Raw genomic sequence first — 14553 nt, 5'->3', positions numbered from 1 at the left:
TTCGTATTACCCTATCATTATGGTAGACTAACGCCTAATTTTTGGCAGAGAGAATCGTCATCTTGTTACACATTAAGTCCGTCTCCTGCATCAAGCAAGAACGTTGTTTGTTTGCGGACCTTAATTTTAGCCTTAAAAGCGGTCAAATCATGCAATTAGCGGGTCCTAACGGGGCTGGTAAAACATCGCTATTGCGTATCATCGCCGGTTTTTCTGCGCCTGATGAAGGCGAGGTTTTGTATCAAGAACGCTCAATAAATAAATACTATGAAGAGTTTGCTCATGACTTACTTTTTATAGGCCATAAAACGGGTGTTAACATACAGTTGAGCGCTGTTGAAAATGTACGCTTTTGGTTACGCATCAACGGCTATTCAAATGAGCCCGACCTATATCCGATCTTGGCAAAGCTAGGTCTGGTAGGCCTTGAAGATGTGCCTGTTAGAATGCTGTCGGCAGGCCAGCAACGACGAGTTGCATTAGTTAGGCTGTGGCTAAGCGACGCAAAGTTATGGGTATTAGACGAACCATTTACCGCACTCGATAAAAGCGGTGTTGCATTTTTGCAGCAGCGATTTACTCAACATCTAAATAATAATGGCGCCATATTATTAACTACTCACCAAGATTTAACCGCTCATTTTAGTGATTTACAAACAGTCACATTGGAGTATCGTCACTGATGACTCGTCAACACTCTTATTGGTTACTATTTAGCGCGGTTTTTATTAAAGATGTGAAGCTTGCTTTTCGCCAGCGAGCTGAAATTGTAAACCCAATATTGTTTTTTTTAATTGTTATTTCTTTGTTTCCGTTAGCAATAGGTCCTGAGCCCGGTCTGCTTGCTAGAATGGCGCCCGGTATTATTTGGGTTGCCGCTTTACTCTCTACCATGTTGGGTTTAGATAAATTGTTTAGAGATGATTTTAATGATGGATCTCTTGAGCAGTTAATTGCTTCATCGTACCCTTTGTCACTCACAGTGCTTGCGAAAGTAGCAGCCCATTGGGTGGTAACGGGATTGCCCCTAGTACTCATGACACCACTGTTTGCGTTGTTACTTAACTTAGACAGTAATGCGCTGGTGGCCACTGTTTTAACGTTATTACTGGGTACACCGTTATTAAGCTTTATTGGTGCAATAGGGGCTGGGCTGACTGTTGGGCTACAAAAAGGGGGTATTTTGATGAGTTTACTCGTACTGCCTTTGTACATTCCTGTTCTAATTTTTGCAACGTCGGCTATCGATACCAGTGTTATGTCGCTGGATTATAGCGGACAACTTGCCATCCTTGGTGCTATGTTAGTCATCGCTATTATTAGCGCACCAATCGCCATATCGTCAGCTTTAAAAGTGAGTATAAGTTAATGTGGAAGTGGTTACATCCCTATGCTAAAGCAGAGCGTGCATACCAGTTATGCAATACGTTCTTGCCTTATTTTGCCGTAGTTACGGTTGTTAGTATGCTCGTTGGTTGGGTGTGGGGGCTTGGTTTTGCACCTGCCGATTACCAACAAAAAGACAGCTACCGTATCATTTTTATTCATGTTCCTTCTGCCATTTTATCAATGGGGGCATATTCCTCTATGGCCATTGCAGCTATTGTTGCACTTGTATGGCAGCTCAGAAATGCAGAACTTGCCGTAATTGCAATAGCCCCTGTTGGCGCATGTATGACGGCAATAGCACTGATAACCGGGGCTGCATGGGGTAAACCTATGTGGGGCGCTTGGTGGGTGTGGGATGCACGACTTACATCGGAGCTTATTTTATTATTTTTATATTTGGGCGTCATTTCGTTATACCACGCTTTTGAAGATAAAAAAGCGGCTGGTCGCGCGGCTTCAATCTTGGCTATTGTAGGGGTGATTAACTTACCAATAATTCACTTTTCGGTTGAATGGTGGAATACCCTTCATCAAGGAGCAAGCATTACTAAATTCAATACCAATGCAGTTGACCCAAGCATGTTTTGGCCATTAATGGTAAATATTTTAGCCTTTGCAGCGTTTGTTGGCACAGTCACTTTAATTCGTCTTAAAAATGAAATTTTGCAACGAGAAAAGCATCGCCCATGGGTGCGCCAGTTGCTTAATAGGGGGTAATTATGCAGTTTGACTCTTTTTCTGATTTTATTGCAATGGGAGGCTATGGGTTTTATGTATGGCTTTCATTTGGTACATGTGCAGTTATTTTACTGGGTATTTTAGTGAGCTCTTTAAGAGATACTAAACGTATTATGGCTTCAGTAGAGCAACAAATTGTGCGCGAAGAGCGTATTAAGCAAGCCAAGCAGGAGCAAGCATCATGAATCCCAGACGTAAAAAACGCTTATTAGTCATTGTTGCTATTTTATTTGGCTTGGGTTCTGCCATAGGTTTAGTGCTTTACGCTTTACAAGAAAACATAAACTTATTTTATACCCCAAGTGAATTGATTGACGGCAAAGGCCCGAATAAAGAAAAACCATTTATCGGCCAAAAACTGCGTATTGGTGGCATGGTCGTCCCAGGATCTGTTGATAGAAACGAGAAAAGCTTAGAAGTAAGCTTTAAATTAATTGATACAGGTCCATTAGTTACCGTGAAGTACCAAGGTATATTACCTGATCTGTTTCGCGAGGGGCAGGGCATTGTTGCGCAAGGTGTTTTAATTGAACCTAATGTCATTGAAGCGTTTGAAGTACTGGCCAAGCATGATGAAGAATACATGCCGGCAGAAGTTGCTGAGGCGGTTAAAGGCATTAAGCACGAAAAACCAAAATACAACCTAGATAGTGGTAATTAGCTATGATCCCAGAAATTGGTTACTTTTCTTTAACTCTCGCCATGGTGCTGAGCGTTTTATTATGTATTTTTCCACTTTGGGGCGCACATACAGGTAATCTTCGCTTAATGCGTGCAGCCCCCTCTTTAGCTATTGGTCAGTTTGCGTTTGTATTAATTTCGTTTGCTGCGCTTATATACGCAAGTTTAACTGATGATTTTACCGTGTCATATGTGGCTTATCATTCAAGTAGCACACTGCCTTGGTATTACAAAATAACATCGACTTGGGGCGGCCATGAAGGAGCGATATTACTTTGGTTAGTGATGCAAGCTGGATGGACTGCTGTCGTAGCTGCTCGCTCAAAGTCATTACCTTGGGTTTTACGTGCCCGTGTTTTAGGTGTACTTGGCTTCTTAGGAGTCGGCTTCATGATGTATACCTTACTTCTATCAAGCCCATTTGAACGTTTACTTCCTTACTTTCCGGTAGAAGGACGAGATTTAAATCCGCTTTTACAAGATCCCGGTATGATTATTCACCCGCCATTACTTTACATGGGCTATGTTGGCTTATCGGTTGCATTTTCGTTTGCAATTGCAGCACTTTTAACTGGAAAACTCGACAATACATGGGCTAAATGGTCACGCCCGTGGACAATGACCGCGTGGGGCTTTTTAAGCCTAGGTATCACAATTGGCAGTTGGTGGGCTTATGCAGAACTTGGCTGGGGTGGCTGGTGGTTTTGGGATCCAGTAGAAAACGCGTCGCTAATGCCATGGCTTGTTGCAACCGCTTTGCTTCATTCGTTGAGCGTGACAGAAAAGCGCGGTATTTTTAAATCGTGGACCGTTTTACTGGCAATTGCTGCATTTTCGTTAAGCTTGCTAGGCACGTTTATCGTGCGTTCAGGCATTATTGTATCTGTTCATGCGTTTGCAACAGATCCAGACAGAGGTTTGTTTATACTTGCCTTTTTGGGAATAGTTGTTGGGGGTGGTTTAGCGCTTTATGCACTTAGGGTATCGCAGGTTCACAGCGAAGGTCGATACAAGTTTGTATCGCGCGAAGTGGCATTATGGCTAAACAATATCTTTTTAGTTGTGGCAACCTTAATTGTACTACTAGGTACTTTATTGCCTATGGTGCATAAAGAAATGGGCTTAGGCAGTATTTCCATAGGCGAACCATTTTTTAATAAGATGTTTGCAATACTACTGGTGCCATTTGCTATTTTAATGGGTATTGGTCCTTTTTTACGCTGGAAGCAAAACAAATGGGCGTTTTTACAAAATAAAATCGCGGTAGGTGTTTTGGCCAGTGTGGCAATTACTTGTGTATGGTTATTTTCAGCTTACGATGAAGTCACACCGCTTACGCTATTAGCAACAACGCTGGGTGTGTGGGTTGCCATTTCAACCTTGATTGACATTGTGACTAAAGCTGCAGTGCATGGCACATTAAAAGAAGGGTTAAAACGCTTAGGTGTTAGTTATTGGGCCATGGTGTTGGGCCACATTGGTATGGCATTTGTTATTGCGGGTGTTGCGCTAACCTCTGCGTACTCGGTTGAGCGCGACGTATCAATGAAGCAGGGCGATACAGTGCAGCTAAACCAATATAACTACCGTTTTGAAGGTGTTAAAACAATTCGTGGGCCTAATTACAGTGGCCATGCTGGTGTTGTTACGGTGCTAAAAAACGATGACGTAGTGACTCGTTTGTACGCTGAAAAACGTAAATACGACATTGGCATGCAATTCATGACAGAAGCTGCCATTGATGCTGGTTTTACTCGTGATTTATACCTTGCTCTAGGCGAGCAATTAAGCCAAGGAGCTTGGTCGCTTCGCATATACCATAAGCCGTTTGTGCGTTGGTTATGGATTGGTGGTGTATTAATTTCACTTGCAGGGTTTATGATTTTGTTTGATAAACGTTACCGTACATCTGCAAAAACAGCTCGAAAAGCTGCGGCGGAGAGCGTGCTATGAACCGTAAATTGTTAGCCATAGCGCCTCTTTTAGCCTTTGCTTTTATTTGTATATTTTTGTACCAAGGGCTGTTTGCAAACCCACGTGAAATACAAACAGGGCGAATTGGCCATGAAACGCCGGCTTTTACCCTTCCTGATTTAATGCAAGACAACAAGCAATGGACCAACGAAGTGTTAAAAGGCGAGGTTTATTTATTGAATGTGTGGGGCACGTGGTGCCCAACCTGTTTAGCAGAGCTGGGTTACTTAACAAAGTTGCGAGAGCAAGGCGTTAAAATTATTGGCTTGTATTATGTGCAAGGTTACGACGCAGACTTTGATGGTCCTTTTGACATGCAAGCACTACGTACTGAAGTACAAGACATGCTTGAGCGTGCGGGTAATCCTTATCAGTTTAATATTTTGGATTTACACCGCACGCTGTCGTTAGATTTGGGCGTATCGGGTGCGCCAGAAACATTTTTAATCGATAAAAACGGCACCATTTTGCTACACCATACCGGTGATATTAATCCACGAGTATGGCGTTCTAAATTTGCACCTATGATGCAGGAGCTGAAATAATGAAGTGGCTATTGTTTTCACTCAGCCTTTTACTAACGACAAGCGCATTAGCACAAGCTGATCGCTACGTATTTGATACCGACGAGCAAGCGGTTCGTTTTGAAGAGCTTACAAAAGAACTTCGTTGTCCTAAGTGTCAAAACCAAAATATTGCAGATTCAGACGCTATTGTTGCCAAAGACCTTCGTGAAAGAGTGGTAGAGCTAGTTAAAGAAGGCAACACAAAAGACGAAGTAATTGACTACATGATTGACCGCTATGGTTATTTTGTTCATTACGACCCACCTGTGACACCTGCAACACTGGTACTTTGGGTATTGCCGGTACTCATTGTTATTGTTGGATTTGGTTTTATTGTAATTCGTCAGCGTAAAGCGTCTGTAAAGCAGACCTGGAGCAACCAAGATGAAGTACTTTTAAATAAGCTAATTGAACAAAATAAACGTCAGGAGCAAAGTTAAATGATTTTAATGTGGGCGTGTTTTGCTTTACTCACACTGATTGCACTGGCGTTTGTTATGCTGCCTTTTTTGCAAAAAGAGCGTGTTAAAACAATTACTCATAACGCAAATGCAGAGCTTATAAGTATTTATGAACAGCGTTTAGTCGATTTAAAGACTGATTTAGATAACCAACGTATTGATGATGTTAACTACTCTGAATCGATTGTTGAACTAAAACGCCGCTTACTTAATGAGCTGTCACCAGAAAAATCATTGATTAGTAAAGGTAATAACCGTATTTTTGCCCTGACAGGGGGTGCATTTGTTATTGCACTAAGCGGTATTTTTTATAGTTTAACGGGTAGCCAACAACAAATATCAGCATGGCACGATGCCATGGATAATCTGACTGAATACGGTGAGCGCGCAGTGATGCAAAAAGGCGAGCAGCTTACTCAAAATGAGCTACAAGCATTTGCACTGGCACTGCGCACTAAGTTGAGTCGATCAGGCGATGACGAAATGGCGTGGATGTTACTCGGTCGTGTTGCGATGTCACTGAATGAGTTTGATATGGCTCAGCAATCATTTGACAAAGCACTGCGCATGAACCCTGATAACAAACAGGTATTAATAAGTTACAGCCAAATATTACTCCTTGAAGGCAGCGAAGCCAACATGACACGTGCTGCGGGTATGTTGTCAAAAGTATTAAATGCAGAGCCCACTAATTTAGATGCTATTTCGTTATTAGCGCTGATTGCTTACGAGCGAAAGGACTGGCCTCAAGCCAAAGCCGCATTTGAAGTATTACTAGCCAGTATGGAAAAAAATGATTCTCGTTATGGCTTAATATCTCAGCGTATTGCAGATATTGAACTGCAAATGCAAAGCGAAGGTTCTGTAATGCCAGTAACTAAAGTCAATAGCATTGCTGTTACCGTTAATGTTGCCAGTGAGCTTATTAGTAAATTGCCGCAAGAAGGGACTTTGTTTGTATTTGCAAAAGCCGCGAGCGGTTCGCCAATGCCACTTGCTGCTGTAAAACTCACTTCGTATTCATTCCCTATTACAGTTGAATTAAACGACAGCACTGCCATGGTTGAAGGTATGAACTTATCTAGCGCAGAAGATATTATTATATCGGCGCGTGTTTCGTTAGATGACTCTGTTATGCCAAGTTCAGGTGAATTAGAAGGGCATTCTTCTTCACTAAAGCGTGAAAGCGTAAGTGAATACCAACTTAAAATAGATACATTAATACCTTAAGGACGACACATGTTAAGACAAAGTTTAGCTTTTTTAAGCTTTTTGATACTTGCCGGTTGTGCGCAAGTACCAGAAAGTAAAGTCGATGAAAGAGATCCATTGCAAAGTATTAACCGTCCGCTGTATGACTTTAATATGGATGTTTTAGACGCTTACATACTTCGCCCAGCAGCAGTGGGTTATGTTGCTGTGACTCCTGTGCCTGTTCGTCAAAGTATTGTTCACTTTACCGATAACCTTACGGCACCTGTCGACATGGTAAACGCGGGCCTACAGGGTAAACCGGGTAATGCAAGTGTTAGCCTTGCGCGCTTTTTAGTGAATTCTACCGTGGGTATTTTTGGGATTTTTGATGTCGCTAGTTCTCTTGGTTTAAATCGAGTAGATGAAGATTTTGGTCAAACAATGGGCGTGTGGGGCATTGGTGATGGTGCATACTTAATGCTACCAGCAATGGGGCCAACAACAGCAAGAAACCTAACCGGTGACGTAGTAGATAACTTTGTATTACCAGAAATAGCCCTAACTACGCCACAAACGGTGTTAGTTTTTGCTTTAAAAGCAGTAGAAGCACGCGCGTCTTTAATGGCGCAAGAAGGGCTTTTAAATGACTCACTTGACCCCTACTTATTTGTAAAAGATATTTATTTTCAACGTCAATTATTTGAGCTTTACGATGGCAACCCGCCAATTAAAGAAGAGCCAGCCGACTTTGATGAAGACTTTCTAGAAAGTTTATAAGTGAATCAAACGTAAAAACGCCAGCTAAATGCTGGCGTTTTTGTTATAAAATAAGGTTTATTAAGTGCCCTACGTTATATTTAGGTATTAACCATCAAACTCATTTGCTCGTTAACCCAGCTTAATGCTTCATGATAAGCATCAGGAACTTGGTCGGCAATATTAAGTGCCTTAGAAATGTCGTTTGCTTGTGACCAATCTGCTTTTTCGTAATGCTTAACAAGGTTTAAGTATTGCGCTAATAACCCTTCGTTATCTAACAATGCCGCTTTAATGTCGTTAGATAAAGGAAGCTTTTGCATCACACTTTGCATACTTTCATCTAAAATGGCATCCATTAGCGACATCATACCGGTTAAAAACGCCATGCCTGTATCTTTCATTTGCCCATGTGAAATAGCTAATAGTTCACAAAAGCGAGCGCGCGTGAGTGATAGCCTAATTAACTCTACCGGTTTATCAGCCGAGACTTGTGCAGCAAATAACAAAGAGAGCAGTTTTTTAATTTCTTGAGCACCTAAAACAATAAGCGCTTGTTTTATTGTGCTTATTTCAGCTCGTCGTGTAAAAGCTGCTGAGTTTGAGTATCTAAGTAGTTTGTAAGACAGGTTTACATCACGTTCAAATACATCGGTGATTTTTTTAAGATCCATCTCTACACTTGACGTTTGGTAGAGTAATTCTGCAAGGGCCATTTCTGATGGCGGTAGCGCTTTGCTTTGAACCATTTCTGGTTTTGAAAAGAAAAACCCTTGAAAGTAATCAAAGCCAAGCTCTAACGCTAAGCTGTATGCTTCATATGTTTCTACTTTTTCTGCTAAAAGCTTTATATGCGGTTGTGCCTTTAGCTCTTTTATAATGGTTTTTATTGTTGCTAAATCACACGTTAAAAAGTCGATTTTAATAATATCGATAAACGGATAAAAGTGGCGCCATACCGGCTGGTGAATGTAATCATCGAGCGCGATGGTATAGCCCTTGTCTTTTAGGTCTTTAACAATAGCAAGTAAGCGTTTACCGGGTTGAATTGTTTCAAGTATTTCTACAACAATGGTGTCTTTACCCAATAGGGTAGGGTAACCCTTAAGTAAGGTTTCTAGTGTAAAGTTAATATAAGCAGGCTTGTTATCGGTTAAGTCTTCTAAACCAAAGTTAAACTGACTGCCTTCAATTAAGCGCGTAGTTGCTTCGTCACCATCTATATTGGGAAATACATTATCCACGCCATCACGAAACAAAAGCTCGTAGCCAATAAGCTCTTTATCACGATTTAAAATAGGTTGGCGCGCAGCATAAAAATACATAAAAAAATCCGTGTCAGTCAAGTCAGTCGCTATTGTAATAATATATTAGAAAACATACAAAATAGCATGCTGTATATTTTGTTAAATAATGAAATAGCATTATTAAATAAATACGTTTAGCTATTTTTTACATGCTAAAACGCTTTTTTTAGCAATCGTTTTCAACATGATTATTTTTAAACTAAGAAAATACAACAAATAGAGATTTTTATGACAGGCATGATATAGTCCGAAGGAATGCTTTTATCCTAATAGTGACTTTATTATAAAATTTTAAGAGTCAATATTCGGATCAAAAGCCTGCTACTTTTAATTGTTTTATGGAGGCGAATTTGGAAACAGGAATGATCATTTCATTGTCACTATATTTTGTTGTTATGCTAGGTATTGGTTTATATGCCTATAAGCAGTCAACAAGTGATGTTTCTGGTTATATGCTGGGTGGTAGAAACTTGTCACCAAGTGTTGCAGCACTTTCAGCGGGTGCTTCAGATATGAGTGGCTGGATTTTAATGGGTTTACCTGGCGCCATGTTTATTACTGGCTTAAGTAGCACATGGATTGCATTTGGCTTAATTGCCGGTGCATGGTTAAACTACTTTTTAGTTGCACCGCGTTTAAGGGTTTACACTGAAAAAGCGAATGACTCTATTACCATCCCTGATTACTTTTCTAACCGATTTAACGATAAATCAAATTTACTACGTGTTGTATCGGCAGTTGTAATTATTGTGTTCTTTACACTGTATACCTCTTCAGGTGTTGTTGCCGGTGGTAAACTATTTGAAAGCTCATTTGGCTTAAGCTACGAAATGGGACTGTATATCACAACGGGTGTTGTTGTTTTGTATACACTCTTTGGTGGCTTTTTAGCGGTTAGCTTAACTGACTTCGTGCAAGGCTGTATTATGTTTATTGCACTTATTTTAGTGCCCGCTGTTGCTTATTCATTATTAGAGCAACCATTGCAGTCAACCTTAAACAGCGTTAACCCAGACATGCTTAGTTGGATAGGTGCGGGGTCTGCGCTAGGTATTATTTCAGCAATGGCGTGGGGTCTGGGTTACTTTGGGCAACCACATATTATTGTGCGTTTTATGTCGGTGCGCAGTGTTAAAGATATGCCAACAGCGCGTCGTATTGGTATGTCTTGGATGATTGTTGCTGCAATAGGCGCTGTAGGTACAGGTATTTTTGGTGCGGCTTATACGTACGAAAATAATATAGTAGTGGATGATCCTGAAACTATATTCCTGATCCTTTCTGAGCTCTTGTTTCACCCACTTATTGCTGGCTTTTTACTTGCTGCAATATTAGCTGCAATTATGAGCACAATTTCATCTCAGCTATTAGTAAGTTCAAGCTCACTAACTGAAGATTTTTACAAAACATTTTTACGTAAAGAAGCCAGTGACGCAGAGCTTGTACTGGTAGGGCGCATTAGCGTGTCTATTGTTGCAATACTCGCTATTTACCTAGCGTACGATAGAGACAGCTCTATTTTAGATTTAGTAAGTAATGCGTGGGCAGGCTTTGGTGCTGCATTTGGGCCGCTTGTATTGTTTAGCCTTTACTGGAAACGTATGAACTTTGCTGGCGCGCTTTCGGGGATGGTTGTGGGTGCGGTTACCGTTTTACTATGGATTTACGGTCCGTTCACAATTAATGGTGAAAGTTTAAGTAGCGTAATGTACGAAATTGTCCCGGGCTTTATACTCGCGAGTATTGCTATTGTAGTTGTAAGTTTAGCAACCAATGAGCCTAATTCAGATATAACAACGTTATTTGATGAAGTAGAGAAAGAGCTTTAAATAATATTCGTTTTTATAAAAGCGATAAAAAAGGGAGCAACTAAGTTGCTCCCTTTCTTTTTGCAAAATATTTAGCTTGCTTGTTTGGCGTTGTTATCGTCTATCGATGCAACGTTATCTGACTTTTTATTTTTACTTACCGCTTTAGCAGTAGCAGGTTCTTTGGCACCTTTAAGTACCGACATAAAGTCGTCTTTGCTTTTTGCTATTTCTAACGCAAGCGATTCTATTTGTTGCTCACTTAATGGCACGTCTACTTTTTCTAGCATCAGCTCAAGTGATTCTGCTATGTCTAGCATTTTGTCATAGGCATCAGCTTCTTTTTTAGTAGTAAACGTCATACGTTCGACTCCGTTTCGTTCTACAACATATTTAACAACAACAGCCATGATTTCTCCTGCAAACTTGCTTGGCACTGTGGTTTATAAAAACCATAAGATTACTGTTTTTATATACAGTAAAGGTTTGCTAGTAAATATGCAAGCACAGAGTTGTAATTTTTGAGTGTCTTAAATTTGACAAAAAACGGTAACTTAACTTTATTTAATATATCACTTGGTTGTACCAGCTGCATTTTAAGGATTTCGGAGAAAAGTGATAATGCATTTAGGTACTTCCAAAGTGGCTAGCCTCGCGTTTGTCATTTTTGGGTTCCTAATAATTAAAATAAATATGTTCTAAAATGGACAATAAGGACGATAAAATGAAAACGTTTAAAATTTTACTTATGGCAAGCCTATTAAGTATCCTGCCCGTTACTATCTCTTACGCGCAATTACCTGAAGTAAGCAACTCTATGGCTCAAATCGAGGCGGTAAGCATTAATAGTGCAGATGCTAAAATGTTAGCCAAACTGCCTGGAATTGGTAAGAAAAAAGCACAAGCAATAGTAAATTACCGAGATGAAAATGGTGTATTTACAAGCCTTGAGGATATAGCCAAGGTGAAGGGGATAGGTAAAAAAGTAATGAGCAAGTTAGAAGGTAAAGTCAAACTTTAAAAAAAAGGGCGCTAAGCGCCCTTTTCATGTTGTAGGAGTGCCTCGTCTAGGTTTCTTCGTGCAAAATTAATATCAACAGGGGCGGTTAATAACGGATAAAAAAGTCCACCCAATAGTAAAAAGGGAATAATTAACCAACCTTCAAAAAGGGTAAATATTAAAAATAATGGGCTTAATAGCAATATTTTGATAATACGGAGTAATACACGGTCTGTTGGCGACAACATTGATAAAGACCGTGCTATAACAAGCTGCCTCTCGCGTATTTTTAAATGCTGCAACTGTTTAAGTTGGCTAGAAAAAAATGTAAACATAATTATTAAACCGTTCTTTTTAGTATTAATCGACTACCCAATACAATAAAAAATGCCAGTGCAAAAAGTGCAAAAATAACTTCCATCCAAGCAGGCATGCTAAGCGATAAAAACTCCCAATCTATGTTACCGCAATCGCCAGTGGCTTCAAAAAAGCTTGGTATCCATTCATGCAACGGCATAAACGATGGAAAATTAGGCTCAAATTCACAGCTAAACGCAAATGGATCGGTGGTTGTTTGCATATCTATGTGCTCACGGGCAATTAAATACCCCCAAATGCTCGATACTCCCCAAGCAATATAAGCAACAATACGCATTATTTTGCTTTGTGGATTAATTGACCCAACAATACCCGCGCCAAGTAATCCTAATACCGCGGTTCGTTGATAAATGCACATAATGCAAGGCGCTAACCCCATATTGTATTGAAAAAACAATGCGGTTACTTCTAGCATAAAAACAATCGCAGAAAATAAAAGCCAAGGTGTTCGTTGAGTTGGTAATTGCGCAAGCCAGTTCATAAAAAGTCCGCTAATAAATAAGGCGTTAGATTATGACGCACGAAAAAGTAAGCGGCAACAAAAAGAGTGAGATAAAAAAGTTTTATAGCTATCCTCCAAAAAATGTTCCAGTACTCTAAAAGGCCATGTTAAAATACTCTGTGATATGTTTTTATGCATATTGTGGTATTGATGGATTTACATTTTTACTACTGGAAAATATGTGCTTTGCCCATTTGTTTGCCTCATAGTAGGCCTAATTCTAGAAAATTTTGCTTAACGGGCTAACAACACCGTTTGCTCCTTGCTGTAAAACATGAGTGTAAATCTGCGTGGTTTTAACATCTGTATGACCTAACTGAGCTTGCACCGTTCTTATATCTGCTCCACTTTGTAACAAGTGTGTTGCAAAAGAATGGCGAAAGGTATGAGGCGTAACAATCTTTGTAATATTGGTTTGCTTTAATGCCTTTTTAACCGCTTTTCTAACACATGTTGGATGAAAGTGATGACGCCGTATCTCGCCGGTTTCTAGATCACTACTTAATTTGTAGGAAGGAAATAAGTACTGCCACGCGAGTGATTTGTTAGCTGACGGATATTTACGAGCTAAAGCGTTTGGCATCCATACGCCTGCGTATTGTTCGTTTTGTAAATCTAATCGCAAATATTCTTCAACTTGCATAATTTGATTTCTAAGTAACGGGAGCAACTCAGTTGCAAGTGTAACGATACGATGCTTATTGCCTTTCCCGTTCCAAATTTGAATGCATTTATAATCAAAATCAATGTCTTTTACTCGCAGTTGCACAGCCTCCATCACTCGCAAGCCACTACCATACATTAACCCCACGATTAAGTAATATCGCTTAGATAGATGAACCATCAATTGTTTGACCTCATCAGGGGTCATCACAACAGGCAATTTGGGCTGTCGCTTACTTCGTGCAAAGTTCAAGTTTAACGAAAGTTCATTTTTGACAATATGTTTATATAAAAAAGCTAACGCATTTAAAGCTGCACATTGTGTTTTAGCTGACATGTTACGTTTTAATACAATATGGTCTAAAAACGCTTCGACTTCTGAATCTCCCATTGAGCTTGGGTGGCGTTTGTTGTGAAAGTGAATAAAATTTGCGATCCAACTCAAATAAGCATTAATAGTTCTTAATGAATATTGTCGAGTGAGCATATAGTCCGCAATGTAATTTAAATACGCAGAGCGAGTTTTCATTTTCAATCCGTCGAATTTTAACTGTATTTATGTACAGTTATAGCTCAGTCGCTCGCATAGTCAAGAAAACGACCCAGTCGCTCGTTTTATACTGAGAGGAAAAACGAGCACTGATGAATTTTAATAACACTGGCAATTAGTTGACAAGTTTGTTAAAAATAAACCAATAAGAAAACGAGCTACGCTTTGGTAGAAATACGCGCGATTAGCTCGCTATAAACATGTTATACACCTATGAAGAATCTACTAGCATTTATCAGTATTGTCTTTTGTCTAAACAGTCAAGCGACTTCTATAACAACCTATTCTGTAGGGATTTCATTGGCTGACTTTTCAGAACAAGGTGGTATTGTTGAAAATGTAACTAGCAATACTGGGGTTAGTTATAGGATTAACTTAAATAAATTTAAAAACTGTGTTCCTAATAAAGTGATTGCGAAAGTAATTTCCAATGAGAAAACATTACTTTCAGTTGAATTAGAAAACAACAGTGGTTGGTACCAATTTAATGTACCTTTGAAATTAAGTAGCGAGAGTTCTGTTTTGAAGGTTTTCTGTAAAAAAGGGATTCCACTTCGCAACATATGGCTTTAGTGGTTTTGGTGTA

The 14553-nt window shown here is 39.8% G+C and carries 18 protein-coding genes; 13 read left to right on the top strand and 5 right to left on the bottom strand.

All coding sequences use genetic code 11. From position 1 onward, the window contains the following. The first annotated feature begins 62 nt into the window (after nt 1-62). The 10 genes from ccmA to AC27I2_RS13580 are packed head-to-tail and all read left to right on the top strand — an operon-like array spanning nt 63 to nt 7780. On the top strand, nt 63-683 hold the full coding sequence (ccmA, locus tag AC27I2_RS13625) for a cytochrome c biogenesis heme-transporting ATPase CcmA (RefSeq protein ID WP_138527445.1): 621 nt from the start codon (nt 63-65) through the stop codon (nt 681-683). Then, nucleotides 683-1369 carry a heme exporter protein CcmB gene (ccmB, locus tag AC27I2_RS13620; RefSeq protein WP_058405077.1) on the top strand — a complete coding sequence of 229 codons (687 nt, stop codon included), beginning with the start codon at nt 683-685 and terminating at the stop codon, nt 1367-1369. Before ccmA ends, ccmB begins: the two co-directional genes overlap by 1 nt. Further along, complete coding sequence (locus AC27I2_RS13615) at nt 1369-2106, top strand: heme ABC transporter permease (protein ID WP_058405078.1); 738 nt, start codon at nt 1369-1371, stop codon at nt 2104-2106. The genes ccmB and AC27I2_RS13615 overlap by 1 nt, the downstream gene beginning before the upstream one ends. A 2-nt stretch (nt 2107-2108) precedes the next feature. Next, nucleotides 2109-2312: a heme exporter protein CcmD gene (gene ccmD, locus AC27I2_RS13610; RefSeq protein ID WP_138527444.1), complete on the top strand. Its 204-nt coding sequence runs from the start codon at nt 2109-2111 to the stop codon at nt 2310-2312. Beyond that, nucleotides 2309-2788 carry a cytochrome c maturation protein CcmE gene (gene ccmE / locus AC27I2_RS13605; RefSeq protein WP_138527443.1) on the top strand — a complete coding sequence of 160 codons (480 nt, stop codon included), beginning with the start codon at nt 2309-2311 and terminating at the stop codon, nt 2786-2788. Before ccmD ends, ccmE begins: the two co-directional genes overlap by 4 nt. Before the next feature lie 2 nt (nt 2789-2790). Beyond that, nucleotides 2791-4761 carry a heme lyase CcmF/NrfE family subunit gene (locus tag AC27I2_RS13600; protein ID WP_058405081.1) on the top strand — a complete coding sequence of 657 codons (1971 nt, stop codon included), beginning with the start codon at nt 2791-2793 and terminating at the stop codon, nt 4759-4761. Beyond that, nucleotides 4758-5327 (top strand): DsbE family thiol:disulfide interchange protein, encoded by a 570-nt coding sequence (locus AC27I2_RS13595; RefSeq protein ID WP_487204582.1) that lies wholly within the window; start codon nt 4758-4760, stop codon nt 5325-5327. The genes AC27I2_RS13600 and AC27I2_RS13595 overlap by 4 nt, the downstream gene beginning before the upstream one ends. Continuing rightward, nucleotides 5327-5788, top strand: coding sequence for a cytochrome c-type biogenesis protein (locus tag AC27I2_RS13590; RefSeq protein WP_058405083.1), 462 nt, complete (start codon nt 5327-5329; stop codon nt 5786-5788). Before AC27I2_RS13595 ends, AC27I2_RS13590 begins: the two co-directional genes overlap by 1 nt. Next, a complete protein-coding gene (gene ccmI, locus AC27I2_RS13585) occupies nt 5789-7039 on the top strand; it encodes a c-type cytochrome biogenesis protein CcmI (RefSeq protein WP_487204581.1) in 1251 nt (416 codons plus the stop codon). Nucleotides 7040-7048: 9 nt separating this feature from the next. Next, on the top strand, nt 7049-7780 hold the full coding sequence (locus AC27I2_RS13580) for an MlaA family lipoprotein (RefSeq protein ID WP_008127611.1): 732 nt from the start codon (nt 7049-7051) through the stop codon (nt 7778-7780). 80 nt (nt 7781-7860) lie between these two features. Here the strand turns inward: AC27I2_RS13580 and AC27I2_RS13575 are convergent, their stop codons facing one another. Next, nucleotides 7861-9084 (bottom strand): EAL and HDOD domain-containing protein, encoded by a 1224-nt coding sequence (locus tag AC27I2_RS13575; protein WP_487204580.1) that lies wholly within the window; start codon nt 9082-9084, stop codon nt 7861-7863. A 332-nt stretch (nt 9085-9416) separates the two neighbouring features. On the opposite strand from AC27I2_RS13575, the gene putP reads away from it, so the two are divergent. Beyond that, on the top strand, nt 9417-10895 hold the full coding sequence (putP, locus tag AC27I2_RS13570; RefSeq protein ID WP_487204579.1) for a sodium/proline symporter PutP: 1479 nt from the start codon (nt 9417-9419) through the stop codon (nt 10893-10895). 71 nt (nt 10896-10966) lie between these two features. Here putP and AC27I2_RS13565 read toward each other — a convergent pair whose 3' ends face one another. Further along, nucleotides 10967-11284 (bottom strand): YebG family protein, encoded by a 318-nt coding sequence (locus tag AC27I2_RS13565; protein WP_058405087.1) that lies wholly within the window; start codon nt 11282-11284, stop codon nt 10967-10969. 314 nt (nt 11285-11598) lie between these two features. Between AC27I2_RS13565 and AC27I2_RS13560 the strand changes: the two genes are divergently transcribed. Further along, nucleotides 11599-11895 carry a ComEA family DNA-binding protein gene (locus tag AC27I2_RS13560; RefSeq protein WP_487204578.1) on the top strand — a complete coding sequence of 99 codons (297 nt, stop codon included), beginning with the start codon at nt 11599-11601 and terminating at the stop codon, nt 11893-11895. Between the two features lie 11 nt (nt 11896-11906). Here AC27I2_RS13560 and AC27I2_RS13555 read toward each other — a convergent pair whose 3' ends face one another. The 3 genes from AC27I2_RS13555 to AC27I2_RS13545 form a co-directional block, all read right to left on the bottom strand. Continuing rightward, nucleotides 11907-12209 (bottom strand): hypothetical protein, encoded by a 303-nt coding sequence (locus tag AC27I2_RS13555; RefSeq protein ID WP_058552266.1) that lies wholly within the window; start codon nt 12207-12209, stop codon nt 11907-11909. A gap of 5 nt (nt 12210-12214) precedes the next feature. Next, nucleotides 12215-12733 (bottom strand): disulfide bond formation protein DsbB, encoded by a 519-nt coding sequence (gene dsbB, locus AC27I2_RS13550; RefSeq protein WP_487204577.1) that lies wholly within the window; start codon nt 12731-12733, stop codon nt 12215-12217. A 241-nt stretch (nt 12734-12974) separates the two neighbouring features. Beyond that, nucleotides 12975-13946 (bottom strand): integron integrase, encoded by a 972-nt coding sequence (locus tag AC27I2_RS13545; protein ID WP_219422419.1) that lies wholly within the window; start codon nt 13944-13946, stop codon nt 12975-12977. 321 nt (nt 13947-14267) lie between these two features. Here AC27I2_RS13545 and AC27I2_RS13540 point away from each other — a divergent pair, with 321 nt between their 5' ends. Next, nucleotides 14268-14540, top strand: coding sequence for a hypothetical protein (locus AC27I2_RS13540; protein WP_487204576.1), 273 nt, complete (start codon nt 14268-14270; stop codon nt 14538-14540). Nucleotides 14541-14553: the final 13 nt, after the last annotated feature.

The sequence above is a fragment of the Pseudoalteromonas sp. NH0006-46 genome, assembly GCF_057547735.1.
This window is presented reverse-complemented; position numbering and strand designations above follow the sequence as displayed.

Coding starts and splice junctions, on each gene's coding strand:
- ccmB (WP_058405077.1), top strand. CDS start 683: ATGACTCGTCAACACTCTTATTGGTTACTATTTAGCGCGGTTTTTATT.
- AC27I2_RS13615 (WP_058405078.1), top strand. CDS start 1,369: ATGTGGAAGTGGTTACATCCCTATGCTAAAGCAGAGCGTGCATACCAG.
- ccmD (WP_138527444.1), top strand. CDS start 2,109: ATGCAGTTTGACTCTTTTTCTGATTTTATTGCAATGGGAGGCTATGGG.
- ccmE (WP_138527443.1), top strand. CDS start 2,309: ATGAATCCCAGACGTAAAAAACGCTTATTAGTCATTGTTGCTATTTTA.
- AC27I2_RS13600 (WP_058405081.1), top strand. CDS start 2,791: ATGATCCCAGAAATTGGTTACTTTTCTTTAACTCTCGCCATGGTGCTG.
- AC27I2_RS13595 (WP_487204582.1), top strand. CDS start 4,758: ATGAACCGTAAATTGTTAGCCATAGCGCCTCTTTTAGCCTTTGCTTTT.
- AC27I2_RS13590 (WP_058405083.1), top strand. CDS start 5,327: ATGAAGTGGCTATTGTTTTCACTCAGCCTTTTACTAACGACAAGCGCA.
- ccmI (WP_487204581.1), top strand. CDS start 5,789: ATGATTTTAATGTGGGCGTGTTTTGCTTTACTCACACTGATTGCACTG.
- AC27I2_RS13580 (WP_008127611.1), top strand. CDS start 7,049: ATGTTAAGACAAAGTTTAGCTTTTTTAAGCTTTTTGATACTTGCCGGT.
- AC27I2_RS13575 (WP_487204580.1), bottom strand. CDS start 9,084: ATGTATTTTTATGCTGCGCGCCAACCTATTTTAAATCGTGATAAAGAG.
- AC27I2_RS13565 (WP_058405087.1), bottom strand. CDS start 11,284: ATGGCTGTTGTTGTTAAATATGTTGTAGAACGAAACGGAGTCGAACGT.
- AC27I2_RS13560 (WP_487204578.1), top strand. CDS start 11,599: ATGAAAACGTTTAAAATTTTACTTATGGCAAGCCTATTAAGTATCCTG.
- AC27I2_RS13555 (WP_058552266.1), bottom strand. CDS start 12,209: ATGTTTACATTTTTTTCTAGCCAACTTAAACAGTTGCAGCATTTAAAA.
- dsbB (WP_487204577.1), bottom strand. CDS start 12,733: ATGAACTGGCTTGCGCAATTACCAACTCAACGAACACCTTGGCTTTTA.
- AC27I2_RS13545 (WP_219422419.1), bottom strand. CDS start 13,946: ATGAAAACTCGCTCTGCGTATTTAAATTACATTGCGGACTATATGCTC.